Annotated in this window: 18 protein-coding genes and 4 pseudogenes; 14 read left to right on the forward strand and 8 right to left on the reverse strand. The window is 67.5% G+C overall.

All coding sequences use genetic code 11. From position 1 onward, the window contains the following. Positions 1-65: 65 nt before the first annotated feature. Positions 66-1091: a VOC family protein gene (locus tag OG306_RS08295; RefSeq protein ID WP_266745456.1), complete on the forward strand. Its 1026-nt coding sequence runs from the start codon at positions 66-68 to the stop codon at positions 1089-1091. A gap of 144 nt (positions 1092-1235) precedes the next feature. Here OG306_RS08295 and OG306_RS08300 read toward each other — a convergent pair whose 3' ends face one another. Further along, positions 1236-3965 carry a SpoIIE family protein phosphatase gene (locus OG306_RS08300; RefSeq protein ID WP_266745457.1) on the reverse strand — a complete coding sequence of 910 codons (2730 nt, stop codon included), beginning with the start codon at positions 3963-3965 and terminating at the stop codon, positions 1236-1238. On the opposite strand from OG306_RS08300, the gene OG306_RS08305 reads away from it, so the two are divergent. Continuing rightward, positions 3958-4425: a MarR family winged helix-turn-helix transcriptional regulator gene (locus OG306_RS08305; RefSeq protein ID WP_371665213.1), complete on the forward strand. Its 468-nt coding sequence runs from the start codon at positions 3958-3960 to the stop codon at positions 4423-4425. The genes OG306_RS08300 and OG306_RS08305 overlap by 8 nt on opposite strands. 24 nt (positions 4426-4449) lie before the next feature. Here OG306_RS08305 and OG306_RS08310 read toward each other — a convergent pair whose 3' ends face one another. Next, positions 4450-5511 carry an aminotransferase class V-fold PLP-dependent enzyme gene (locus OG306_RS08310; protein ID WP_266745458.1) on the reverse strand — a complete coding sequence of 354 codons (1062 nt, stop codon included), beginning with the start codon at positions 5509-5511 and terminating at the stop codon, positions 4450-4452. Positions 5512-5746: 235 nt separating this feature from the next. Next, positions 5747-6466, reverse strand: a complete 720-nt coding sequence (locus OG306_RS08315; protein ID WP_266745459.1) for a DsbA family oxidoreductase — start codon at positions 6464-6466, stop codon at positions 5747-5749. Between the two features lie 220 nt (positions 6467-6686). On the opposite strand from OG306_RS08315, the gene OG306_RS08320 reads away from it, so the two are divergent. From OG306_RS08320 to OG306_RS08340, 5 genes are all read left to right on the forward strand, one after another. Continuing rightward, positions 6687-7100 (forward strand): hypothetical protein, encoded by a 414-nt coding sequence (locus tag OG306_RS08320; RefSeq protein ID WP_266745460.1) that lies wholly within the window; start codon positions 6687-6689, stop codon positions 7098-7100. A 64-nt stretch (positions 7101-7164) separates the two neighbouring features. Next, positions 7165-8772 carry a DUF262 domain-containing protein gene (locus tag OG306_RS08325; protein WP_266745461.1) on the forward strand — a complete coding sequence of 536 codons (1608 nt, stop codon included), beginning with the start codon at positions 7165-7167 and terminating at the stop codon, positions 8770-8772. Next, positions 8660-9976, forward strand: coding sequence for a type II toxin-antitoxin system HipA family toxin (locus OG306_RS08330; RefSeq protein WP_371665214.1), 1317 nt, complete (start codon positions 8660-8662; stop codon positions 9974-9976). The genes OG306_RS08325 and OG306_RS08330 overlap by 113 nt, the downstream gene beginning before the upstream one ends. A 654-nt stretch (positions 9977-10630) precedes the next feature. Beyond that, positions 10631-11971, forward strand: a complete 1341-nt coding sequence (locus OG306_RS08335; protein ID WP_371665215.1) for a hypothetical protein — start codon at positions 10631-10633, stop codon at positions 11969-11971. A 205-nt stretch (positions 11972-12176) separates the two neighbouring features. Next, positions 12177-13022, forward strand: a complete 846-nt coding sequence (locus OG306_RS08340; RefSeq protein ID WP_266745464.1) for an LLM class flavin-dependent oxidoreductase — start codon at positions 12177-12179, stop codon at positions 13020-13022. Positions 13023-13588: 566 nt separating this feature from the next. Here OG306_RS08340 and OG306_RS08345 read toward each other — a convergent pair. The 3 genes and pseudogenes from OG306_RS08345 to OG306_RS08355 form a co-directional block, all read right to left on the reverse strand. Then, positions 13589-14023 carry an ankyrin repeat domain-containing protein gene (locus OG306_RS08345; protein ID WP_266907036.1) on the reverse strand — a complete coding sequence of 145 codons (435 nt, stop codon included), beginning with the start codon at positions 14021-14023 and terminating at the stop codon, positions 13589-13591. A gap of 39 nt (positions 14024-14062) precedes the next feature. Continuing rightward, a protein-coding gene (locus tag OG306_RS08350; protein ID WP_371665216.1) for an IS5 family transposase occupies positions 14063-14937 on the reverse strand; the annotation gives its coding sequence in 2 pieces (ribosomal slippage) (positions 14063-14547 and positions 14547-14937; 876 coding nt in all). Positions 14938-15487: 550 nt separating this feature from the next. Continuing rightward, positions 15488-15688, reverse strand: a pseudogene (locus OG306_RS08355) (dienelactone hydrolase family protein); the annotation flags it as partial. Positions 15689-15905: 217 nt separating this feature from the next. Between OG306_RS08355 and OG306_RS08360 the strand changes: the two are divergent. The 3 genes from OG306_RS08360 to OG306_RS08370 all read left to right on the forward strand — a co-directional run bounded on the left by OG306_RS08360 (position 15906) and on the right by OG306_RS08370 (position 19458). Then, positions 15906-16151, forward strand: coding sequence for a hypothetical protein (locus tag OG306_RS08360; RefSeq protein ID WP_266745466.1), 246 nt, complete (start codon positions 15906-15908; stop codon positions 16149-16151). Positions 16152-16559: 408 nt separating this feature from the next. After that, positions 16560-17936, forward strand: a complete 1377-nt coding sequence (locus OG306_RS08365) for a vanadium-dependent haloperoxidase (RefSeq protein ID WP_406735420.1) — start codon at positions 16560-16562, stop codon at positions 17934-17936. A 199-nt stretch (positions 17937-18135) separates the two neighbouring features. Beyond that, on the forward strand, positions 18136-19458 hold the full coding sequence (locus tag OG306_RS08370) for an IS1380 family transposase (RefSeq protein WP_266907035.1): 1323 nt from the start codon (positions 18136-18138) through the stop codon (positions 19456-19458). A 225-nt stretch (positions 19459-19683) separates the two neighbouring features. Here OG306_RS08370 and OG306_RS08375 read toward each other — a convergent pair whose 3' ends face one another. Further along, a complete protein-coding gene (locus tag OG306_RS08375; protein WP_266745471.1) occupies positions 19684-21273 on the reverse strand; it encodes an ABC transporter substrate-binding protein in 1590 nt (529 codons plus the stop codon). 583 nt (positions 21274-21856) lie between these two features. Next, positions 21857-22027 (reverse strand): annotated as a pseudogene (locus tag OG306_RS08380) (pectate lyase); the annotation flags it as partial. A 413-nt stretch (positions 22028-22440) separates the two neighbouring features. Here OG306_RS08380 and OG306_RS08385 point away from each other — a divergent pair. The 4 genes and pseudogenes from OG306_RS08385 to OG306_RS08400 all read left to right on the forward strand — a co-directional run. Beyond that, positions 22441-22876 (forward strand): annotated as a pseudogene (locus tag OG306_RS08385) (TetR-like C-terminal domain-containing protein); the annotation flags it as partial. A 172-nt stretch (positions 22877-23048) separates the two neighbouring features. Continuing rightward, on the forward strand, positions 23049-23606 hold the full coding sequence (locus OG306_RS08390; protein WP_266745472.1) for an EF-hand domain-containing protein: 558 nt from the start codon (positions 23049-23051) through the stop codon (positions 23604-23606). Between the two features lie 140 nt (positions 23607-23746). Further along, positions 23747-24457 carry a TenA family transcriptional regulator gene (locus OG306_RS08395; RefSeq protein WP_266745473.1) on the forward strand — a complete coding sequence of 237 codons (711 nt, stop codon included), beginning with the start codon at positions 23747-23749 and terminating at the stop codon, positions 24455-24457. 170 nt (positions 24458-24627) lie between these two features. After that, positions 24628-25053, forward strand: a pseudogene (locus OG306_RS08400) (transposase); the annotation flags it as partial. Between the last annotated feature and the right edge of the window lie 462 nt (positions 25054-25515).

Genomic DNA, 25515 nt, shown 5'->3' on the forward strand with positions numbered 1-25515 from the left:
GCCCACCCCCTCCTCCACCCTAAAGTTGGTGGACCGCGAGGCCGCTACCGGCGACAGTGTGGCCCATGACCTCACTCGTACGTCACATCACGATCGACTGCGCCGACGCCTACGAGCTCGCCGGCTTCTGGTCCGGGGTGCTCGGCGCGCCGCTCTCCGACGATGACGCGCCCGGCGATCCCGAGGCACTCGTCGAAACCCCTGGTGCCGCACTGCTGTTCATCTCGGTACCGGAGCCGAAGAGCACCAAGAACCGTCTCCATCTGGACATCCAGCCACAGGACCGCACCCGGGACGAGGAGGTCGAGCGGCTGCTCGGCCTGGGCGCCACCCTCGTGGCCGACCACCGCAAGCCGAACGGACGGGGCTGGGCGACGCTCGCCGATCCGGAGGGCAACGAGTTCTGTGTCGAGTGCAGTGCGGCGGAACGGGCCGCGCTGACCGGGACCCGGCTGCCGGTCACCGCGGACGACGTGACCACCGCGGTCCGTCTCGCGGTTGCCGCGCTCGGCGAGTCCCCGGTGGACGACTGGCTGGTCCCGGCCGGGACGCTGGAGTGGAACTGCTGGGAGACCACGGAGCACCTGAGCGACGATCTCTTCTCCTACGCGGCCCAGTTGGGCCCGCAGCGCCCGCCGCTGGACGCGTACGTCCCGTACCGCTGGAGCGCCAACTACCAGGGCGGCCCGGCGAACGCGGTCTTCGCGGACCCGTCGGCCGGACCGGCCGGGCTGCTCCAGACGCTGGAGGCGAGCGGCGCGCTGCTCGCGGCGATGGTACGGACGGCCCCGCCCGAGTTGCGCTCGTACCACCCCCACGGGGTGTCCGACCCGGAGGGCTTCGCCGCCATGGGCATCGTGGAGACCCTGGTCCACACGCACGACCTCGCCGCCGGTCTGGGCGTTCCCTGGACGCCGCCCGCCGGTCTCTGCGACCGGGTGCTGGCCCGGTTGTTCCCGGACGCCCCGAAGGACGCCGACCGGTGGACCGTCCTGCTCTGGGCCACCGGCCGCGCGGAGCTGCCCGGCCGGCCCCGGGTCACCTCGTGGAAGTGGCACGGTGCGCCGCTGGAGGAGTCGGGCCGGGAGTAGCGGGAGGCCGGAAGGGCGCGGGAGTGCGGTGACGGCGTGGGCACCCCGAAGACCGTCGGCGTCGATCGCACGACGGTCCTGTGCAGGCCACCATTCCGGGACGGCCGAGGAGGTGTTCCGCTCGGGGGCCTGCCGATCCAGCGGTCAGAGTTCGGCGTCGAGGATGTCCGGCCACGCCGTGCCGGCCGCGCTCCCGTCGGACCGGGGCAGCGCCACCTCCGCCCAGATGACCTTTCCCTGGGGGGTGTAACGGGTGCCCCAGCGTTCGGTCAGTCGTGCGACGAGGAACAGACCGCGGCCTCCCTCGTCCATCACTGCGGCATAGCGCAGATGGGGCGAGGTGCTGCTTCCGTCGGCCACCTCACAGGTCAGGGTGCGGTCGTACAGCAGTCGTACGGTGACTGGCGCGGAGCCGTAGCGGATGGCGTTGGTGATCAACTCGCTGAGCACCAGTTCCGTGGCGAACGCGAGCTCGGACAGACCCCAGTCGTCGAGCTTCTCGGCCACGAGAGCACGTATCCCCGCCACGGCGGCGGGATCGAACGGTACGTCCCAGTCGGCGACATGGTCGGGCGGGACAGCCCGTGTCCGGGCGATGAGCAGCGCCACATCGTCCTTCGGCCGGCTCGGCAGGAGCGCGTCGAGCACCGCCTGACAGCTCTCCTCCGGCGACCGGTCGGGGTGGCACGCCAAGGTCTCACGAAGCAGCTCGATCCCCACATCGATGTCTCGGGTGCGGTCCTCGATGAGCCCATCGGTGTACAGGACGAACTGCGTGCCCTCCGCCACTTCCAGTTCCGCCGTCTCGAACGGCATCCCCCCCAGGCCCAGGGGCGGGCCGGCCGGCAGGTCGGGGAAGGTCACACTGCCGTCGGGCCGGACCAGTGCGGGCAGGGGATGCCCGGCCCGGGCCATGGCGCAGTGGCGGGAGACGGGATCGTAGATCACGTACAGGCAGGTGGCTCCGATGATCCCCGCGTCGGCGGTGGTCTCCGCCTCCTCCTGGTCGATGCGCCCGACCAGGTCGTCCAGATGGCTGAGGATCTCGTCGGGCGGCAGGTCGAGCGTGGAGAAGTTGTGCACGGCCGTGCGCAGCCGTCCCATCGTGGCGGCCGCGTGCAGGCCGTGGCCGACGACATCCCCGACGACCAGCGCCACCCGACTGCCCGGGAGCGGGATCACGTCGAACCAGTCGCCGCTCACCCCGGAGAGTGCGGGCAGGTAGCGATGGGCAACGTCGAGCGCGCTCTGTTCGGGCAGGGCCCGCGGGAGCAGACTGCGTTGCAGAGTCACGGCCATGTCGTGCTCACGGGTGTAGCGGCGGGCGTTGTCGATGCTGACGGCCGCCCGAGCGGCCAGTTCGTCGGCCAGGGACAGGTCGTCCTCCTCGAACGGCTGGGGCTTCTCGGAGCGCCAGAAGTCGGCCATGCCCAGGATGACGCCCCGTGCCTTGAGAGGCACCGTGATGAGCGAATGGATGCCGTAATCGACGATCAGCCGCGTCCGCTCCGGGTCCTGGGCGAGCCAGCCGGGTGCGGCGGACAGGTCGGGCACCAGCTCCGATCGGCCGGCGGCGAAGGCCCGTGCCTGCGGCGTGGAGGGGAGGAAGCTGATCAGGTGGCCGAGCTCGTAGAGCGGATGGTCGTCCCGGATGCCGCGGACAGCGGTGCGGCGCATGGCCGTGTCGGTACCGGTCGGCTCGTCCCCTTGCAGGACCGGGTCGGCCAGATCGACGGTGACGAAGTCGGCGAGCCGGGGGACCGCGACCTTGGCCAGTTCCTCGGCCGTACCCGCCACATCGAGGGTGGTACCGATGCCGAGACCGGCGTCGTACAGCAGCCGCAGCCGCTCGCGGGCGCTCTCCGCCCTGCCGGAAAGCGCCCGCAGCTCCGTGGAGTCACGCAAGGTCGCCACGGTCCCCTTGGGACCACCGTGACGATCCGTGGACCGTTGGTTCACCGCGAGCAGTCGGTTCCCCGCGAGGTGCACTTCGTCCGTGGCCGTGCGCCCCGAGCTCAGCAGTTCCACCGTGCCGGGATCAAGGCTGGGCAAGTCCGAGATGTGCCGCCCCTCGGCGTCGAGCGGCAGATCCAGCAGCCGTCTGGCCTCGTCGTTGGCCAGCAGCAGCCGACCGTCTCTGCTGATGATGAGCACGCCTTCGCGCACGGCGTGGAGCACCGCGTCGTGATGCTCGTACATACGAGTCATCTCGGCAGGGCCCAGACGGTGGGTCTGCCGCCGCAGCCGCCTGGCCACCAGCGCCGTCCCGGCCGTGGCCATGGCGAGCGCAGCCGCTCCCGCGCCGAGGATGATCGGAATCTGCCGTGCCACCACGCCGGTCACGCTCTTGACCTTCATGCCGGCAGCCACCAGGGCCACGACCTTGCGCGCGCGATCATGGACGGGGACGATCGCCTGCTCCTCACGGCCGAGCGGGCCGTTGACGCTCTCGGTGTACACGCGGCCGGCCAGCGACGGCTCGATGGTGCCGACGAGCCTCTTCCCGATCAGGTCCGGCCGGGGGTGCGTGTAGCGGATCCCTTTTGTGTCCGTCACCACGATGAAGTCGACGCCGGCCGCCTTCCGCCCCGCCTCGGTGAGCGGCTGGAGCACCTTGGAGGGATCGGGGGCCTTCAGCGCGGCCAGGAGGCCCGGTGAGTGAGCGAATGTCTGCGCGACGGCGACGGAACGGCTTCTCGCCTCCGCGCTGCTGTCGTGCCGGGACTGCACTACGAGCGCGAGCACCGCAGCGGCCACGAGGAGCACGACGACAGCCACCTGCAGGGCGAAGACCTGGCCTGCGACGCTCCGAGGGTACTTCCCCGTGAGTGACCGACCCTGCGCGCTCCGGAATCGTCCGAAACGATTGACCACATTGCCCTTTGTAACACCGCGAGGTCGAAGGTGCGTGCGGTCAGGGCCCGCTCGGGGGCGGGACAGCGCGGCGGTTCCGACGCCGATCCGCCAGTTCGGGCTCTACCCCGGCCGGGAGTTCCTGATGCTGTACCTGTGGGACGCGGGTGCGGTGCGCCAGTCCGAGCTGATCAAGGCGATGGAGCTCGACCCCTCCACGGTGACCAAGATGCTCCAGCGCCTCGAACAGACCGGGCACGTCCGCCGCTGCCCCGACCCCGGCGACCGCCGGGCCGTCCTGGTCGAGGCCACCGACGACAGCTGCGCGCTGCACTCCGACGTCCAGCGGGCCCGGACGAACCTGGAGGAGCACACCCTCGCCGGGCTGGACACGGCCGAGCGCGAGGAGCCGGCCCGGCTGCTCGCCAAGGTCGAGGAGAACCTCTGTCACGAGAGCGAGAACGGCCCCGGCCTCCGCTGATCCCCCGGCGTCCGGGCGGCGGCCTCAGCCGGAGAGCGCGTCCAGCACCCGGTCCACATCGGCCTCCGTGTTGTACAGGTGGAAGGCCGCGCGCAGGTTCCCCGCCCGGTTCGAGACCATCACCCCGGCCCGCGCCAGCCCGGGCTCCCGCCCGCCGAGTCCGGGCACGACGACGATCGCCGACTCCCCCGGCACCGCCTCGTGCCCCAGCCCGGCCAGCCCCGCCCGCATCCGGGCCGCGAGCCCGGTGGCGTGGGCGTGGAGGGCGTCGATGCCGACCTCGCCGAGCAGCGCGAGGGAGTGCTCGGCGCCGTGGTACGAGAGGAAGGCGGGCGGTTCGTCGTAGCGGCGGGCGGTCGGGGAGAGCCGCTCGACCGGGCCGTACGTGCTGTTCCACGGGTCGTCGGAGGCGACCCACGCGGCGAAGACGGCCGGCAGGGTGCGCTGCGCCTCCTCGGTGACGGTGAGGAACGACGCACCGCGCGGGCAGAGCAGGAATTTGAAGCCGCCGGTGACGGTGTAGTCGTACGCCCCGGCGTCCAGCGGCAGCCAGCCGGCCGACTGGGTGGCGTCGAGCAGGGTCCGGGCGCCGTGGGCGGCCGCCGCCGCGCGTACCGCGTCGAGATCGGCGATCCGGCCGTCGGCGGACTGCACGGCCGAGAAGGCGACGAGCGCGGTACCGGGCCGTACCGCATCGGCCAGTCCGTCCAGCGGGACATAGCGCACCTTGAGATCGCCACGGACCGCGAACGGGCTGACGACGGAGCTGAACTCACCCTCGGGCGCCAGGACTTCGGCCCCCGGCGGCAGCGAGGCCGCGATCAGTCCGACGTGCACGGAGACCGAGCTGCCGGTGGCGACCCGGTCGGCGTCCACACCGGCGAGGCGGGCGAAGCCGGCCCGGGCCGCTTCCACCGCCTCGAAGTCGCCGGAGCCGGCGCTGCGCCCCGTGGCGATCGCCTCCGCGAGTGCCTGCACCGCCGCCACGGTGCGCCGGGGCAGCAGCCCGCAGGTGGAGGTGTTGAGGTACGTGGTCTCCGGTGCGAACTCGTCGTCCGCCGTACGGCTGAGCGAAGTAGTCTCCATGGGCCCAGCGTGCGGCGCCCTTGACTCCTCGTCAATGACGAGGAGTCAAGGGGCGCACCCCAGCGGCGCCGGGGGCTCAGGCGGTGCGGCCGCCCCGCGGACTCAGGCACGAAGCCCGGCAAGCGGGCGGCTCAGGCACAGCTTCCGGCCGGCGGGTTCAGGCATTGCTTCCGGTCTGCGGACTCAGGCATGACGCCCGGTCCGCGGACTCGGGCATGACCCCCGGCCGACGGACTCAGGCATTGTTTCCGGTCTGCGGAACCTCGCAGGCGCCGTCGGCGTCGCACGCCGCGGCGTCCCCGCCGATCGCCGTGAGCGGCCGGTCCCGCCACGCCTGTTCGAGTGCCTGGGCGAACACCTCGGCGGGCTGGCCGCCGGAGATCCCGTACCGCCGGTCGAACACGAAGAACGGCACGGCGTTGGCCCCCAGCTCGGACGCCTCCCGCTCGTCGGCCCGCACCTCGGCGGCGTAGGCCTCCGGATCGGCGAGAACGGCCCGCACCTCGTCGGCGTCGAGACCGGCCTCGACGGCCAGCTCGACCAGCACGTCACCGTCGAAGACGGAACGCTCCTCGGCGAAATTCGCCCGGTAGGCGAGGCTCAGCAGCTCGTCCTGGCGGCCCCGGGCCTTGGCCAGGTGGAGCAGCCGGTGGATGTCGAAGGTGTTGCCGTGGTCACGGCCCTCGGTGAGGTAGCCGAGCCCTTCGGACTGCGCGTTGGCCGCGACGTTCGCCTCCATGGCCCGCGCCTCTTCACGGGTGCGCCCGTACTTCTGCACCAGCATGTCGATCACCTGCGTGGTGTCACCCTTGGGGTACGCGGGGTCGAGCTCGAAGGACCGGTGCACGACCTCGACGTCGTCGCGGTGGGCGAACCCCGCCAGTCCCTTCTCGAAGCGGGCCTTCCCTATGTAGCACCAGGGGCAGGCGATGTCGCTCCAGATCTCGACGCGCATGTTTCTTCTTCTCTCCAGGGTCTCGGGCAGCGTGAGGTGATCCTCCGCACAAGAGATCGAACAGAGCGGCGAACCCGCCCATTCCCGCGGGTGGGGCACGGCACCATCCATGGGGGCATGCACTGCCGTTTGCAGGGCAACGGGCAGTTCGGTGCAACGGACGCCGATCCAGCATTACGCTATCGACTGTCACATATGAGTCAGTCAGAGCGGAAGTCAAATGAGTCGAACGATCCGTGTGGACGACGACGTGTTTGCCAGGCTGCAGAGTCTGGCGGAGCCGTTCACCGACACACCCAACAGCGTCATCCGCAGGCTGCTCGGCCTGGCCGACCCGTCGGCGACACAGGCTGGGCGTCCGGCGTCCCCCGTGCATTCACCTGCCGACGACTCCCCCCTGGCAGCCCTGATCACCGAGGGGCGACTGCACGTGGGGCAGCGACTGGTGTGGCGCCGCCGCAACCTCAAACAGGTCCACCACGCTGTCGTGGTCGATGGCGGAGGATTGAGGCTCAACGACGGCAGCGTCCACGCGACGCCGTCCAGTGCCGCCACCGCGCTCGCGGGAAACCAGCAGAACGGCTGGAAGGTCTTCGCGACCGAGGACGGCACGCTGCTGAAGGACCTCCGGTGACCGTCGTGAGCGCCGCCATGCGGCCATGGCCACCTCACACCACAAACGTTCTGGAAGGTGGAGCATGGCAGGCGTGACCCAACCGAAGGTGAGCCGTGTCGATCCGCTCAGGCTGACCGAGTGGGCCAGGACCGGACGCATCCGCATCCCTCATTTTCAGCGGTCCTACGTATGGGACGCGTCGGACGCGGAGCGGCTGTTCGACAGCATCCTGCGCGGATACCCGATCGGCAATCTCCTCATGTGGCGTAAACCCGCCCCCGCAGCCGAGATCACTGTGGGCGAGTTGCAGATCGAAGCGCCGGAACACTCCGACGCCCTATGGGTGGTGGACGGCCAGCAGCGGCTCACCACACTGATCGGCGCCCTCACGGCATCCGAGGAAACGGTCGACCGGCGGTTCCGTATCTTCTTCGACCTACAGGCGGAGAAGTTCGTCTCCGCCCCTCATTCTCAGCGGCCGCGCGAACACTGGCTTCCCGTCTGGGTCGCCCAGGACAACCGTCGGCTGATCGCATGGCAACGGGATCGCCCCTGGCTGACCGAGAAACAATACGACCTGTGCGACACCGTCGGTACAGCCATCCGCACCTACGAGATCCCCATGTACGAAATCGAGGGCGATGACGAAAAGGCCCTCACCGAGATCTTCGACCGGATGAATACATTCGGGAAATCACTCAAGCGGTCCGAGATCTTCCGGGCTCTTCATTCCGGCCCACTCGATGTTCAGCCCTCCGATATCGACGCATTGCACGAAAGGATCACAGCACTCGATTTCGGAGATTTCACGGAGCAGACATTGATGCAGAGCGTGATGGCGGTACGCGGGGGAAAGGTGGACCGCGACTTCCGCCATGAATTCAAGAGCGACGAGGACCGACGCGCATCTTTCGCCACGACGGAGAAAGCCCTGAGGATCGTCGTTGAATACCTACGCGAATACGTCGGCATCCCTCACCTCCGGCTCCTGCCCTACGCTCTGTTCGTCCCCGTACTCACCCGGTACGCAGCCCTGTTCGGCTCTCCCGAGGCCAGGGCCGCAGAACTGCTGCGCCGCTGGATCTGGCGTGGTTCCGCAGTGGGAGCGGCCCCGCAGGGCAATACGGTCGCACTGCGCCGCAACGCCAGTGCGGTGTACGGCGACCCTGCGGCCAGTGCAGGCCGACTGCTGGCGATCCTGCCGCCGGGCGGCGAGCAATGGTCACCCGATCTGACGCAAACCGCCCTGAACCGCGCCCAGGCGAAGCTCAACGTACTCGGGCTGCTCTCGGCCAAACCGGTTCTCCTCACCCCGGCGCGCGGGCAGGACGGAACCCACTACCCGGCCGGCACACGCCTCGACCGGACAAGACTTCTCAACGAGATGCTCGACAGCGGAAACTCACCGTTGCTGCCGATCCTGCCCGGGGATCGGACGATCGCCAGCAGACTGGTTCATCCAGCCATGGAATTGCCCCCATGGACGGTGATCTGCGAAACAACGGGCGAGGCGGAACTGCGTTCGCACTGCCTCGATACGAAAAGCGTGCACGCACTGGAATGGCACGATGAAGACTTTGTCCTTCATCGTGCGAAGCTCGCTGGATCTACTATCGCCCGACATGTGCAAAGCATGGCGCTCTGGGGATTTCCGGATGGTCCGGAACCTGAATCCTGGTTCGAAATCTAAGGAGAAAGCCATGCAACGCGATGTGACCGCCTCAGTATTTCTTGACGACCGACGGGTAGGGGTTCTCGGTTATCACGACGGCAACACCTGGTTCGATTACACTGATCTGAGCGCGGAACACCCGGTTCTGGGGCAGGGATTCGAGCGGGATCCACGCAAACGCCGCTCGGGGAGCGGAAGCGTCCCGGAATGGTTCGCCAACCTGCTACCGGAACCCGGCAGCGGTCTGCGGCACATGATCGCCACGGAACTCAGCAAGAAGAAGCTCCACGACTTCGTACTGCTCAGCCACCTGGGCGAGGACCTGCCGGGCGCGGTCCGGGTGGTTCCTGACGTTCCGCTCGACGGGCTCCCGGACCACGAACCCACCAGCGTGTGTGAGCACGAACACGCGCTGCGTTTCTCACTGGCCGGAGTCCAGCCGAAGTTCTCGATGCGATACGAGGGAAAGGCCCTCGTACTCCCTGCCACGGGCAGCGGTGGCGACTGGATCGTAAAACTACCCGACCAGCGTTTTCCCGCTGTCCCGGAGAACGAGTTCGCCATGCTTCAGTGGGCCGGAAGGGCCGGAATCGACGTTCCCGAGTCCCATCTCGTACCAGGCACCCTCATCCGGAATCTGCCCGAGGGCACGATCGGACCGGATGAACACGCTCTTGCGATCCGGCGGTTCGACCGTACGGACGACGGACGTGTGCATCAGGAAGACTTCGCGCAGGTACGCGAGGTATCCGCTGAGGCAAAGTACGACAAAGCCAATTACGAAGGCATCGGACGTGTCATCAGCGCCGTGTGCCCTGTTGAGGATGCCGTCGAGTACCTTCGCCGTCTCGCCGCTTTCACCCTCATGGGCAATGCCGACGCACACCTCAAGAACTGGACTCTGCGCTACCCCACCGTTCGTCAGGCACGACTGTCTCCGGCGTACGACCTGGTGTGTGTCACCGCGTACCCGAAGGCCGACCACAAGCTCGCTTTCCCACTCGGTGGCAACACGAACACCGAGCTGATCACCACGGAGAGTTTCCGCGGGCTCTCCCCGGCGCTCAGGCTTTCACCGGAGTTGATCACGGATACCGTGCGGGAGACGGTGGAAGCGCTGACTGCCTCGTGGTCCGGCATCAAAAACGACTTCGAGGTACCGGAGTTCGTGGCTGTGACCATCGACAGCCGCCTCGCCTCGCTGCCACTGGTGCGCGGCTGAGCAGGCGGAGATACAGGCGGCGCCTTGATGTCGAACACTGCCCGGCACATGGGTACGGTGCACCTCGCCGGACCGGACGGCTACAACGTGGCCTGGTCCATCGAGCGCGGCCGCGGCTGCTGCGCACCGACGTCCCACAAACGCAGCTTGGACCGGAGTAAGTCCCAGCTCTGCGAGGACCACGAAAGCGACGGTACGGGAGGCACAGGCAGGACCAGGGACGCTGGGTACCAGCGGCACCGGCGGTACGGCAGGGACAGGCGGAACCGGCCCTCCCACGGCACCAGAAACCCAGCTCGCCACCGCTGCAAGCGTCCCTGGCGCCTCGGCGATCACTCCAGATCACTCGTATGTCCGTCCGGACGCGACGGCGGGCACTGATCCGCTGATGCTGGGACCTGACAGAGCCGCGGTGTGCTTCCCGCCGAGTGACCGGACCGCCCAGCCGGGCATCGGGCCCTCCTTTTCGGCGGAATTCGTTTACTGGGACGTTGCGCGGACAGCGGCGCCGCACTCCCGGTCCAGCACTGGGGCAACCCCCAGGGTGAGGAGACTGTCCCCTTGGTGACACGACACGTGCGGCCCGGCCGCATACTCCCCAGGCGCATACCTATACGGGCGCTGACGGCATTGCTGGCGTGCGGAGCGGCGCTGATGGCCACCACGCTGGTGGCGGCGCTCCCTGCCGCAGGTCCCACACCGCCCGACCCGAACCGCTACCCCTTCGGCCGGCCCACCGGCAGCGGCGATTTCCAGGTCCCTCCACCACCCGAGGCGCCAACCCTGGTGCCCACCATCGGCACCAAGACCACCCAGCGGCTCTACGGCTCCGACCCCTTCCAGGAGGCGGTGTCCGTCACCCAACACATCTGGCCGGCCGCGCTCCCGGAAAACGCCCCGGGGGAGAACGACAACGTCCCAGACCGGCCCTGGGCCGTCACCCTGATCACCACCGACGATCCGCTGACGGGCATCACCGCCGTCCCTCTCATCCACTTCCCCGATGACGCGCCCATCCTCTACCTCACCAAGACCGGCATCCCCCAGGTCACTCTGAACGAGCTCAAGCGCCTCGGCGACACGGGCATCAGCCGCCACCACAACATCGACGCCTTCCTGGTGGGCGCGGCGGCCAACCCGGCTGTCCAGGCGCAGCTCAAGGCCATCGGCATGACCTTCCAGAGCATCACCTCGCCCACCATCCCAGGGCTCGCCGACGCCGTCGACCGTGTCTACGGCAGCATCCAGAACCCGGACACCGGCGTACCGCAGATGGGTAACAGCGGCAGCCAAGGGGGCGCCGGAATGATGGACGTGATGATCGCGTCCACGAACTCCTGGGAGTACGCCCTGCCAGCCACCCACTGGTCCTCCCACATGCCCACCGCAATTCTGTGGGTCACCCGGGACGGCATCCCGCCGGAGACCGTCACCGCGCTCAAACGCCGCATGGGCCGAGCCACCATCTACCTGTGGGGCGGACCGGACCAGATATCCCCCGCCGTCGCCAAGCAGCTCAATGCCTACGGTGCCGTGCAGCGCATCACCAACGACGACCCCGTCGACTTCAACGCGACCCCGAAGAACACACCGGAGACCACCGCCATCGCGTTCGCCAAGATGTGGGACCCCGCGGGCATGGTGGGCTGGAACATCACCGGACCGGGCCACGGCTTCACCCTCGTCAGGCGGGACGACTGGCAGGGCGCGGTCGCCTCGGCGCCCCTGTCCCACCTCGGCTTCCACTCCCCGCTGCTGCTCACCGACAGCGCCGACAAACTCCCCGAGGCCGTCGAGGCCTACTACAAGCAGGTGGCGCCCACATACCTGACCACCCCGGCCGAAGGCCCCTACAACATGACGTACATCATCGGCGACTGGAAGCGGCTCTCCTGGCCGCTGCAGGCACACGTCGACTACATCTCCGAAATGAGCAACCGACGCGTCTGGAACCAATCCGCCGGAGGACGCTACAGCGACTCCGGACAACCCTGATCAACGGTCCACGCCTGGCTGCCACAGCCCAAGCCTGCCGCGGCGCACGCCGATAGCCCTGCGCCGCGCAACCGCGGCAAGCAACCTGATCACGCCCCGGCTCAACCGTCTCCGAGTGCCTGATCAGCAGTCGCGATCGTCCGGACGGACCCGCTCGAGACGGGACACGCCCCACGCACGCTCGACCCGCGAGGAACACGCCCCCATGGACATCGGAATCGGGCTACAGGCCCTGCACCCCGACCCGGACCTGTCGATCGTGGACTGGGCAAGACGCGCCGAGGAGCGCGGCTTCTCCACGCTCGGCACTACCGACCGCCTTGTCTACGACACCTACGAGCCGCTGACCGCACTTGCCGTCGCGGCCGGAGCGACTTCGCGCATCCGTCTGACCACCACCATCCTGCTGGCCCCGCTGCGCGCCAACCATGCGCTGTTCGCCAAGTCCGCAGCCACGCTCGACCGCCTGTCCGATGGCCGGCTCGTGCTGGGCCTGGCACCCGGCGCCAGGGAGGACGACTACAGCGCAAGCGGGGTCGATTTCCGGCAGCGCGGCAAGCTGTTCGACGCACTGCTCGAACAGGCCACCCGGCAGTGGCAGGACCACGGCGGTATCGGACCACGTCCGGCCACGGCTGGTGGCCCCCCGATGCTGTTCGGTGGGTTCACCAAGCCCGCACTGCGGCGGATGACCACCTATGGTCGCGGCTGGATCAGTGGCGCCCAGGGCGTGGACAACTTCCGGGCCTTCCTCCCACAGGTCCGACAGGCGTGGCAGGACGCGGGCAAAGCGGGGGCGCCCCGCCTGGTGGCGACCGCGCACTTCTCGCTGGGTCCGGAAGCAGAGCAACGCCTGCACAGCCGCCTTGCGAACTACTACACCTCTGGCACCTACACCCGCGAAAGCATCGAAGCCGGTCTGTCCACGCCCGAAGGAGTGGCCCGCGAGGTCGCTGCCTACGCCGAGGCGGGCTGCGACGAACTCATCCTCTTCGCCCACGGCGGCGGACTGGAACAGGTAGACCTGCTCGCCGACGCGGTCGCACTGTGACCGCGTCGGGACCGAAGTACAGCAACCTCCGCAGCCGCGGCCAACCGTCAACGAAGTCGACCCCGGGACCGATGGACTCGGACTGCGGCTGCGTGCACAACGCGCTGGAGACATTCTCCTCACGCGCCCGGTCTTCGTCGCTCGCGAGTGGGCTGATCGCGTCGGAGAAACCTCCGAGAGCCAGATCCCTCAGGCGGAATGGCAGGTGCACGCCTAGCCTTCGGCTAAGCCTTGATCCACCGATCCGATGGCTGTGGATGACTCTTCGGAAAACAAGGAAATGCCTTGTGACCTGCGATGATGGGAGTTCTTGAGGCTTCCAGCACGCACGATCGGCAAGGCACTTCCGAGATGCAAGTTTCCCGTACTCCAGCGGCGGTGAGCTGCCCGCGCGTACTCCAGTGCATTGGGACCACTTCGGCCACACGGCACTGGCCACGACCCGGGCCGGATCGCCACCGACCTCGCGGTGATGCCGACTGATGGCGGGGAACACTAGGGCGTGTTGCGAAAGTGGCTCTTGAGATCCATCCAACTAATGGGATTCGTGATGACGAACGTCGCTGCTATGTCGTTCGCCCGCTGGTGGTGGCGCCCGCCGTGGTGAGGAGAGCGACAGTTGCGGGGTGGGGGCCATTGTTCGCCCAGTCCAAGGGGGACCAGCCTGTGCCGTGATCTTCCTGCACATTCGGATCGGCACCATGCGCCAACAGCTCGCGCACTGTCTCGGTGTGCCCCCAGCATGCGGCTGCACACAACGGCGTGCCCTCTGCGCCGATTCCGCTGCTCTCGGTGTCAGGGGAGGCGCCGGCGGCCAGAAGCAGGCGGGCGATCTCGGCTTCTCCGTTCACGGATGCGGCGTACAGAGGGGTGGTGCCTTCGCCGTCGGCTTGCTCCGGGTCGGCCCCAGCCCGCAGTACCGCCTTCACGACAGCGGTGTCACCCAGCGGAATTGCGTTGAAGAGGCGCCGGGAGAGCTTCTTTCGCTGCCGCTGGTTCATGAGGGCCGAGGTTAGCGACTGGGAGCGAGGTGGGGCCAGTCATATCCATTCGTTGATGGCCGCGACCAGCACTGTTGCTTCATAGCGGACCGCGAGTTTGTCGTATCTCGTGGCGACGGCTCGGTTCCTCTTGAGGCGGTTGATGCCGCATTCGACCGCGTGGCGCTCGCGATAGTCGATCTTGTCGAACTTCGGCGGGCGACCGCCGCGCGAGCCGAGCTTCTTGCGGTTGCGGACGTGGTCGACCTTGTCCGGGATGGTGCAGCGGATGCCGCGACGCCGCAGGTAGGCACGGTTCTTGCGGGAGGCGTACGCCTTGTCGGCGCGGACCCGGTCCGGGCGTGTACGCGGTCTGCCTGGTCCGGTACGGGCGACGCGGATCTTCTTCAGGACAGGCTCGAACTGCGGGGAATCTCCACGCTGTCCGGCGGTGATGACGATCGACATGGGCTTCTGGCCCTGCTCGACGGCCAGGTGCAGCTTCGTTGTCAGGCCGCCTCGCGAGCGTCCGAGTCCATGGTCGTCCGGCTCGATGGCGACGCCGCCGGGCGGCTCCTTCTGCAGAGCCCCCTTTTCCGCGCTCCGGCGGCATGCTGGTGGGCCCGGCAGACAGTGGAGTCGACGTCGATGTCCCAGGTGATGAGTTTCCTGGCGTCCGCCTGGGCCTGCAGCTCGGCGAAGATTTGCTGCCAGGTGCCGTCCCGCTGCCAGCGCCGGAACAGGTCGTACACCCGGCCCCACGGGCCATACCGCTCGGGGACGTCCCGCCATGGGGCACCTGTGCGGGTCCGAAACCGTATGCCGTCGATGAGTTGCCGCCTCATCCATATCGACGGCCGCCCCGGCTTCTTGCCCCTAGGCAACAACGGCTCCGGGCGAGCCCACTGCGTATCCGTCAGATCTCCACGCGCCACAGAGCAAGATCATTCCATCTCGAGATCGACTTCCGATACACGCCCTAGCCTCGCGCTTTCATGAAGCGGGCTGTCCGATAGGTGGTCAGCTCAGCGAAAAGTGCCTCTGACCATCATTGCCGGTGAGTTAGCGCGTCAGTGCAGGTCAGGTCTGGGTGCCTGGTGACTTTGAGTGTGTAGCGGACGCTACTGGGAGTGCGGGGCTGGTCGCGCTTTCTGACCTCGAAGGTGTTCTTGGACGGCTTCTGATCGTTGGCACTGCCTGTTGCCGCGGGGTGGGAGGAGGGCGACCAAGAGCTCTGTGGTGACCTCGCGACGGGCGGCGGACAGTGTGGTGGGGTCTGCTGCGGCCTGGGCAGCGACGGCCAGCCGGGTGACCTGCATGGTGACGGTGAAGGAGATCCGGTCGGGATCGGTCCCGCCGGGTTCTGCCGTGCGCGTCTGCAGCGCGCAGTGTCTGCTAGACGGTGAGGAGGGCGTAGATCTCCTGGCAGACCAGCTCGGGCGCCTTGGAACGCAGGATAAATCCGGCGCCGCGCAGGCGGTTCTGGAGGTAGGCGTCGGCGTCACGCAGTACGCGTTCGGCGGTGTGTGCCTCGATCAACGGCATCAGCTGGGCCGTGAGCGCGGGCCGGACCTCTTCTCCGATGTGCTCGCAAAGCTCGATCAGCGGTGCCGGGCCGTGCCGGTTGAAGAGGTTGGGGACGAGTACGTAGTACCCGTGCCCGGCTACTGAGGTATTTCGGTTCAGAGTGACCGTGACAACGGCGGACCGATACGCACCATTCGCACGGGGATCGAGAAGCGGCACCTGCCCGGCAAGGCCACCAGGAGGCGGCTACGGCCGCGCCGCACAACCCTCGAAGACGCAGCACCGAGCAGCGATCACCGAGGCGCTGCCCCTGGAGTACAACGTGTACTCCGGCGGAGCCATATAACGGAGTCGGTGTCGTTCACGCCGCTTCGACGTGGCGACATGCGACGGCAAGCAGGGAGACCGCCTCATCGTCAGCCTGCTCAGCACAATCGCGGCCGCGGTGACCGCGGCCTCTGCCGGGGTGGTCATCTGCTTCGTCTACGGCCACCACGCCGGAGGCAAGCTTCTGCGAAGGGCCTACGGACCAACCATGCCCGTCTCCGACCCAAGCGTTTCTCCGCTGCGCGCTCTGCGGGCAACCGGCCGCTGGCTCGTGCCCGAGTGGAAGCGGCTGTAGGCGGCGCTTTGACCTCGCCGTCGTACCAGTGCGAAAGGCGGGGCTCGTCGGGCACCGACCAGCAACCGGCGCAGCCGACTGTAGCCAGATGACCACAGGCCGGAGTTGCGGCGTGCTTCGGGAACCCGCAGGCTGTATCTGGCAAGCGACCTTGATGACGCAAAGAGGTGATCAGGTTGCATGGCCACTCGCGCCCGGTCAACCCCTCGAAACATGGGTGCGGGTGACGCGTGCCGCCTCAAGGGCCGGTACCCCAGTGAGTCCAGTCGCGATACTCCAACGACCGCCCCAGCACGGGACTCAGACAGACGGAACCGGCTTCACGTCCCAGTCGAACTCCGCAGCAAGCGCCCGGAGTACTTCTTTGCGGCACACGCTGCGGACTCCCCTCTCGCCCAGTGGTGCCCGTTGACCGTCTGGCCCGAAGCGGCCCACGTGGTCGAAGTGTATGACCACCGGTTGCCCCAGCCCACCACCCACCACAGGGAGCCACAGCATATGGACGGAAAGCACAAGATACTGGCTGCACTGACCGGAACTGCGCTGACAGCCGGACTCACTGGCTTGGCCCTCGGGCCCACCGCCACCACACCTGCTCACCCCCCAACCCTGCGCGCCGCCACCGGGCCCTCTGGGATGTCGGTCGTGGAGTGGAACCGTGAGCTCATCACCGTCCTGAGCGATCCGAAGGCCCAACCGCCCACCATCCACCCCACGCGCAGCTTCGCGCTCCTTCAGGCCGCCGAGTACGACGCGGTGGTATCGGTCACCCGGGCCGGCCCTGCCTACTTGTTCTCGGTGTCGGCGCCGCGAGGCGCCCGTGCAGACGCCGCAGCGGACCAAGCAGCCCACGATGTGCTGGTGGCCCTGTACCCGGCCAAGCGCGCAAGCGTGGACCAACGGCTGAGCAGCCAGTTGTCCGCGATTCCCAACGGCCCCGGCAAGCAGGCGGGCATTCGCGTGGGAGCCGAGGTCGCCCGCCGGCTGATCAGCCTGCGATCCCATGATGGGTCCTCGACCAAGCCGCCGCCGTTCAGTCCCCGCAACGTGGCCGGCGGCTACCGGCCCACACCGCCCGACTTCCCCACACCGGTGTTCACCAACTGGGGCTCGGTCAAGCCGTTCGTGCTTGCCAAAGGAAGCCAGTTCCGCCCGGCGCCGCCGCCGGCCGTCAGCACCGCCGAGTACGCCACAGCCTTGAATGAGGTCAAGAGCCTGGGGAGAAAGACCAGTACCACCCGCACCCCCGATCAGACCGCAGCCGGGAAGTTCTGGGCGGCAGCGCCCGTCTGGAACGTCTGGAATCAGATCGCGCAGGACCTGGTCACCTCCCAGCACGCAAGCCTGGAGAACGCGGTGAAGGTCTTCGCCCAGCTCAACCTGTCCCTCGCCGACACCGCGATCGCGATGTACGACGCCAAGTACACCTACCGCGTATGGCGGCCCGTGACCGCCCTCCGGCTCGGTGGTACGCACTACAACCCGCGCATCGCCGGCGATCCCAACTGGACCCCCCTGCTGCCGACCGCCCCGGATCCGTCCTACCCCGCCGCCCACGGCGCTCTCAGCCAGGCGGCGGCAACGACGCTCACCAGGTTCTACGGTGCGCAGCACCACCTCGTGGTGACGTCGAAGGGCGTCACCCGAACCTTCGCCGGCTTCCAACGCGCCGCCACCGAAGCGTGGCTCAGCCGGATATGGACCGGCCAGCACACCTCCATCGACAACCGGGCAGGCCAACAACTCGGCACGCAGGTCGCCGATTTCGTGGCGCAACACATCTGACTGCCCGCACCCGTGCAGCGTCAACGCGCCGCATGGCTGTGGCCAAGAGCCAGCTGTACCCAGCGTATCGGGTACAGCTGGCCCGAACATTGTGCTACCCATGGGCTTTCATGTGGGCGAGTGTCCGAGGTGTGATCGGAAACGCGAAGAGTGCTCCTGAACAGCAACGATGGGACTTGTCTAAGGTCCAGGTCGTCGCATGGAAAGAAGCACTCCTCAAGTGAAGAAGCGTATCGGGTCCTACCCGCGTGTCCGCGTCGAGGGCGGCGGCCAGGCAGTGGTCTCCCAGGCCGGGGCGTCCTGCTGGTCGAGACGGTCCGCAAGACCGGGTTGGATGCGTCGATATCGGCGGCGCTCGCGCCGTGGCGGAAGGCTCGGGCGGTGCAAGGTCCTGCTGGACGTGGCCCTCGCGGTCGCCCTTGGCGGGGACTGCCTGGCCGATGTCGGGATGCTTCGGGCCGAGCCGGCAGTGTTCGGGCCGGTGGCCTCCGACCCGACCGTCTCCCGCCTCATCGATATCCTCGCCGCTGCCGGGCCGAAGGCTCTCACCGCCATCCGGTCCGCACGGGCCAAGGTCCGCGAACACGTCTGGAAGCTGACCGGGAGCTCGTCGCCGGACGCTTCGGGCCAGGTGATCGTGGACCTGGACGGACTGCTGGTGCTGGCCCACTCCGACAAGCAGGACGCCGTCGCGACCTGGAAGAAGACCTACGGACACCACCCGCTGATGGGCTTTGTCGACCACGGACGCGGTGGCACCGGGGAGCCGGTGGCCGCGCTCCTGCGGCCCGGGAACGCGGGCAGCAACACCGCCGCCGACCACATCACCACCGCCCAACTCGCCCTGGCCCAGCTTCCGAAGAAGTACCGGCGCGGACGCCACACGCTGATCCGTACCGACTCCGCCGGCGGCACCCACGAGTTCACCGCCTGGCTCGCCCAGCGGGGCAGGTGGCTGTCGTACTCGGTCGGCATGACCATCACCGACCACATCCACGAGGCCGCCCTCACTGTCCCGCCCACTGCCTGGACAGCAGCCGTCGAACCGGACGGCGAGACCCGACACGGAGCGTGGGTCGCCGAACTCGACGGCGACGTACTCAAGGGCTGGCCGAAGGGAATGCGTCTGATCATCCGCAAAGAACGCCGGCACCCCGGCGCCCAGTTGCGGTTCACCGACGCCGACGGGCTGCGGCTCACCGCGTTCGCCACCAACACCACCGACATCCCCATTGCCGCACTCGAACTACGGCACCGCCAGCGGGCGAGAGCCGAGGACCGTATCCGCGCCGCCCGCGCCACTGGCCTGCGCAACCTGCCCCTGCACGACACCGCGCAGAATCGCATCTGGCTGGAGATCGTCCAGATCGCCCTGGACCTGCTCGCCTGGATGCCCATGCTCGCTCTGACCGGCAAAGCCCGCAGGTGGGAGCCCCGCCGACTGCGGCTCCGCCTCTTCTCTGCCGCCGCACAGATCATCACGACCGCCCGTCGCCGACACGTGAGATTCACACGCCACTGACCCTGGACCGACCTCGTCGTCAGCGCGATCCAACGACTTGCGGCCCTCCCCAACCCCGGCTGACCAGCCGACTCCCATCCCTGCGAGCAGCACCACCACCCGACCGGAGCCGTGGAACCCGGCGCCCACCCGACGCGACAGCCGGGCCACCCACCTGCCCACCACGACCCCAACAAGCCAAGACGGGCCGCCGGAGAACCAGCGGACCGTCACGAAAGTTCGAGGCTAGTCCGCGGTGCTGAGTTCCCAGAACCGGAAGACGGTCGAGGTGTCCAGGCAGTTCTGCAGGCCCCGGACGTTCTCGTGGGCGACCGCGTACTGCTTGCCCTGCCAGAGCGGCAGGAGCGGAAGCTGGCGCGCCACGATGTCCTGCAGCTTCATGAACTCCTGCCGGGTGTCCGCGCGGTCGGTCATGGACGAGGTCCTCGGGATGATCTGCTTGGTTATCTCGCCGTTCTCGTAATTGTTCGACAGGACGTTTCCCTTGCCGAAGAACGGCTGGGTGAAGTTGTCGGGGTCGGGGTAATCCGGCACCCAGCCCTTGACATAGACGCCGTACTTGCCCTCGGAGATGTCCTTCTCGTATTGCTCGAACGGGACGGACTTCATCCTGGCGTCGAAGAGTCCGCTCTTGTTCAGCTGACCGGCGATGGTCCGCAGTTCGTCGTCGGTGGCGGGTCCGTAACGGCTCGGAGTGGACCAGAGGGTGAGTTTCACCTTGTCGGTGATACCGGAGTCCCGCAGGAGATCCTTCGCCCGTTGTGGTTGCGGGACGTCGCCGTACGTGTCGAAGAAGGAGGTGCCGTGGCCGGTGATGCCGACCGGGACGATCGAGTAGAGCGGTGCCGCCGTGGACTGGTAGACCTGGCTGACCAGGGAGTTGCGGTCGACGAGATAGGCGATGGCCTTGCGCACAGCGAGCTTGCCGACCACGGGATCGGCGACGTTGAAGACCATGTGCTGGACTTCGGCGCTGCTTCCCTGGACCACCTCGAGGCCGTCGTTCTGCGCGGTGGGCGAGGTGTCCAGGGCAGCTATCGCCTTGGCGGTGAGGCCACGGTAGGCGATGTCGACCTTGCCCTTTTCCAGGGACGTTTCGAGGGCCTGCTGGTCGCCGCGGAAGAGTTCCAGCGTCACGCCGGAGTTCTTCACCTCGGCGTTTCCGTGGTAGCCGGAGTAGACCGAGAAGACGGCCTTCGACTTGTCGAAGGAGTCCAGCTGATAGGGGCCGGAGCCAACCGTCTTGCCGCCCTTGAGCAGCCGGTTCTTGGGGTAGACGCGATGGTCCACGATGGAACCGGCACCCGATGCGATCTTGCTGGGAAATATCGCATCGGGCACGTTGAGGTGGAAGACGACGGTCTTCTCGCTCGGGGTGGTGATCGACGAGATGGTGGAGAGCAGCGGGGCCGGGCCCGCCGGGTCGTTGATTCCGATTGCCCGGTCGAAGGAGTATTTGACGTCCTCCGATGTGAGGCTGTTGCCGTTGCTGAACTTCAGCCCGTCACGCAGAGTGCAGGTATAGGTCTTGCTGCCGTCCGAGAAATGGCACTCCTCGGCCGCCTCCGGCACAGGGGTGGAACTCCCGGGCGGGAAGCTCAGCAAGGACTGGAAGACGTTGCTGAACAGCAGCCAGGACCCCGGGTCGTAGCCCGCTGCCGGATCCGTCGCGAGGATGCCGTCGGACATCCCGACGACCATCCTCTCCTTGGACTCGAACGGCCAGATCTGATCCTGGGAGCCGCAGCCTGTCAGCAGCACCACTGCTATTCCCCCGGCGATCAGGGTGCTCGACCGCCTCGTACGAACCTTCACAGAACGTGCCTCATACTCTCGGCCGGCCACAGGGGTGCACCCGGACAACGGATCAGGTCGGGAAATACTGCGAACGGCACGCCTGTCCGGCATATTCAGCCCGGCCGGGCGCGGTGGTGCGGACTGAAACATTGCGCCTGGACCGGGTGTTCACCAGGAATTCCAGGCATAGTGACCAACTTTCGCATTCCCAGCCGGTGAACGGCACGGGCAGGCTATGGCCGGCCTCGTGGTGCCGTCGGTCAATCTAGTAGTTGACGGCATTGCGCGATGGCACATCATGCGCCAATTAATTCCCGCGGTCCGCCGGGGATGTTGGCCTGGTTTGCCTAATATCACATGGTGATGGTCAAGCTGATCGGCCCGGTCGTCACCCCGCCCGGCTGATCGACGAACCGGTCCCGGAGGGCGGTAAGCGGGGCCACAGGACAGCACCAAAAGCCCCCTTCCTGGACACCGCGGCTGTTCACCGGCCCCAGGGCTCACTCCCGTCCCGCCCCCGCGCCATCGAGGCCGAAAATCGTCGGATTACCGCGGAACCCTCGAACTTCCGGCGTCCATCGGCACCCCGGTTCTTCCCGCAGATCTTCCCGGCTTCCGCCCCCGAGGTCACCGAGGCGGCCACGGTCGAGGCGGGTTCGGCGGAGTACGCGTACGGCGGGGTGGTGAAGGCGCCGACCCAGGAGATCTCGGTGGCCGCGCCGCCGAGATCGTTGCCCCGCTCGACCACATAGCCGTCCAAGTCACTGCTGCGGCACTGCCACCACCCGTGATGCCCGCGCCGAAACCCACGGGGTGGCCTCGGCTGCTCCTGCGGTGCCGGGGAGGTGGCGAGGGCAATGACGACGACGGTTCCGGCTCACAGAGCCATGAGACGGCGGCTGCGGAGGTGCGTGCGCATGGGTGTCCCTCCTCAGTACGACGACGTGCGGGGAGGGGTGCTGTTCACGGCAGCTCGCACGCGGCACGCGGTGCCTGCGTGTGTGCGCTGCCCCTCTCTGGTCGCCGCCGACCGCCGGGGGTTGCCGGGTCGGGGACGTAATCCCGGCCCGTTCCCCGTCCGGGTTCCACAGCGTCCGGACGATGCACGGACGCCCTCGTCCCCGCCGGCGTTGGTAGGGCACCGAGTCGCAAAAGCTCTCCTACAGCAAGGCTAGTGGACGGTAGGGCTACCGTCGCTGGGCCATCGCCCATCCCGAGCACTTCCAGCTCCTCTACGGAACGCCGCTACGGGACTACGCGACACCCATCGAAGGCCCGACCACCCAGGCGTCGCGCCGGATGAGTGCGATCTCCGAGCGCGAGATGTTCGACGGGTTCACCTCGGCGCAACTCGCCGCAGTCGACACCCCCGCACTCTCACCCGCACTCCGCGGCCTATCCGGACCAGCTGCCGCATTACGGCCTGGGATATCTGCCGCCCCCAGCGACCGCGCTCCTGCTGATCGCGTGGGGACACCTGCATGGCCTCGTCGCCCTTGAGGTGTTCGGGCACACCTCTTTCCTCGGTGACCACCAGACTGAAATCTTCCGCACAGCGATGCGGAACCTGCTTGAGGACATCCACCGCCGGATCGCGGTCGCGCCGACGCCACGCCCTTGAACCGGGCTGAAACTGCCAGGTCGAATTACTCACTCGAATGAGTGGTGAAGCTTTGGTGCCGGCGCCCGGGAAGGGAAACGCTGCCACCCTGAGCTCACGAGTCATTGCTCGTGGACCGGGTCGCGGTGGGTATTCGATTCGCCCACCGCACAAGAAAATTCGAGGTCTTCGCATGCCGGAAAAATCCATTATCCACAGCAAGGCCCAGCATTATTACAACGTGTTCCATCACGAGCGCGACGGGTGGGTCAGCGAAACCGACGTGTACGCCTGGGTGGGCCGCACGACGCAGGAATTCAAGCTCACGCCAGGAACCGCCCCCGCCAGCGCGCTGCAGAGATCCCTTCTGGAGTACTGGAAGAGATTGTTTGTCCCTATGGACACAGACGGGGACGGCGTCGTATCACGCGACGAATTCCTGGCCGGGTTTGTCAGCCTGGGGGACAAGCCGGATGATTACGCGCGGATTGTCACGCCGTCCGCCAAGGTCTTCGTGGCCACCGCCGACGTCGACGGAGACGGCGAACTCGACAAGTCCGAGTTCAAGCGCCTGTTTCAGTCCTCTTTCGCGCTGAGCGACGAAGACATCGACGTGTCGTTCGCCGACATCGACACCGACAGCTCCGGCTCCATCTCAACTGACGAGCTGAGAGCGGCCATTCGCGTGTTCCACAGCAGTACTGATCCGAACGACCGAGGCCACCGCCTCCTGGGAGCCCTGCGTTCCTGAGCCGACAGAACCGGACAGCGTCCTCTCGTCCAGAGCCCCTCGCCGTCGGGTGCTGATTCCACTCGGCACCGGCGATCAGAGGGGCTCCGCCGGTCCCGCATCGAGCCGCGCTCAGGAACAACACGCCAGGAGAAACGACCATGACCACCCATCTGCGGAAAACCAAGGCCCCGTTGGTGACAGCGCAGGCCAAGCACATCGTGGCCGAGACCGGTGTCCTGAACAATCCGTACTTCCGAACGCTGGTAGACGGAAGCATGTCGTTGGAGAACTTCCGCACAAGCCAGGAGCAACTAGGTTTCGCCGTCACCTACTTCGCCCGTCCGATGGCTGCGCTGGTGTCCCGGATCGAGCACCCCGCGGATCGCATCGGCATCCTGGGCAATGTCGTGGAAGAACACGGCGGATTCCGCCCTCAGGAATTCCATCACGAGACCTTCCGCGGATTTCTGGCCAGCATCGGCAGCGACACCGTACGGCTGAACGGCCTGAAGATGACTCCGGCCGTCCACGCGTACAACAGCGTTCTCAGTGCGGTGTGTACGTGGGAGGACCCGCAGGTAGGAATTGGCTGCATGGGCGCGATCGAGTACGCATTCGCCTCGGTATCGGCCATCACGGGCAACGCGGCTGTGAACCGCGGTTGGGTCGCTCAAGCCGACCTGATGCACTACGGCCTCCACTCCGAAATCGACGAACAACACGCAGAGGACTTCTTCCTGCTGCTAGAACCCCACTACCGAAACCCAGCCGCACGACGCCGAATCGACCAGGGCCTCGGCCTGGGCGCGTACGCGCTGAACCGCCTCTACAGCGATCTGTCCGAACTGGGTCGTTCACAGCAAAACTGATCACGGCTGGGCGAGCAGGAAGGCTGCCAGCGCGGTGAATACGGACAGGATCGCGTTTTCCGCCGCCCGGGGCGACCGTCCCAGAAGCCTGATGAACGTGTGCGATCGCATGCCACTCCACTCTTGGGTTCTTCACCGGTGCCCACGAGGTGCTCACCAACAGCAACGAAACGGGCAGCAACACCGCAGCCGATCACATCACCACAGTTCAACTCGCCCTGGCGTCCATGCCGGAGAAGTACCGGCACGGACGCCGGACGCTGGTTCGCACCGACTTCGGAGGCGGAACACACGAGTTCACCGCCTGGCTTGCCCAGCGGGGAAGGTGGCTGTCGTACTCGGTCGGCATGACCATCACCGACGCCGTCCACGAGGCCGTCCTCAAAGTCCCGCCCGCCGCTTGGACACCGGCGGTCGAGCCGGACGGAGAGATCCGCGACGGCGCCTGGGTCGCCGACCTTACCGGCAATATCCTGAGCGGCCGGCCGCAGGGCATGCGATTGATCGTCCGCAAGGAACGCCCGCCCCCAGGGGCGCAGTTGCGCTTCACCGATGCCGACGGCCTGCGGCTCACCGCGTTCGCCGCCAACACCACCAGTTGACCAGCACGTTCCCGCCCCCGCGAGCAGCACGACCCCGACCCGGAACCGTGGAACCCGGCACCTACCAGTCGAGACGCTTAAGTCACTGGTATTGCTCCTACAGCTGGTCTTGCGCCGTCCCGGGAACCATGGCGACGTGGACCGCCACGTTGATGTCCCGGTCGAGGACGGCTCGCGGACCCCGCACTCCCAGACGCGGATGTGGAGAGGTTTGGATGTGGAGAGGTTTGACATAACTCACTCCGGATCCTCCTCCTGCTCCGACGAGGGGACAGTCCGCCAAGTGTGACCACAACCGGAGACAGGCCCTGGTTCACCGGCGCCACGCTTCCCACGACCGTGCCGGCCGGCAGCGGTGCCGACCCCGCGCGCCCGGCCGCCCCGCCGCGCCGCCCCGCCGCGCCGTCCCGCGCGGCGGACCTCACGAGGGCGGCGTGGTCCGCTGTCCGTCTGCGG

It is taken from the genome of Streptomyces sp. NBC_01241 (assembly GCF_041435435.1).
Classification (GTDB): domain Bacteria; phylum Actinomycetota; class Actinomycetes; order Streptomycetales; family Streptomycetaceae; genus Streptomyces.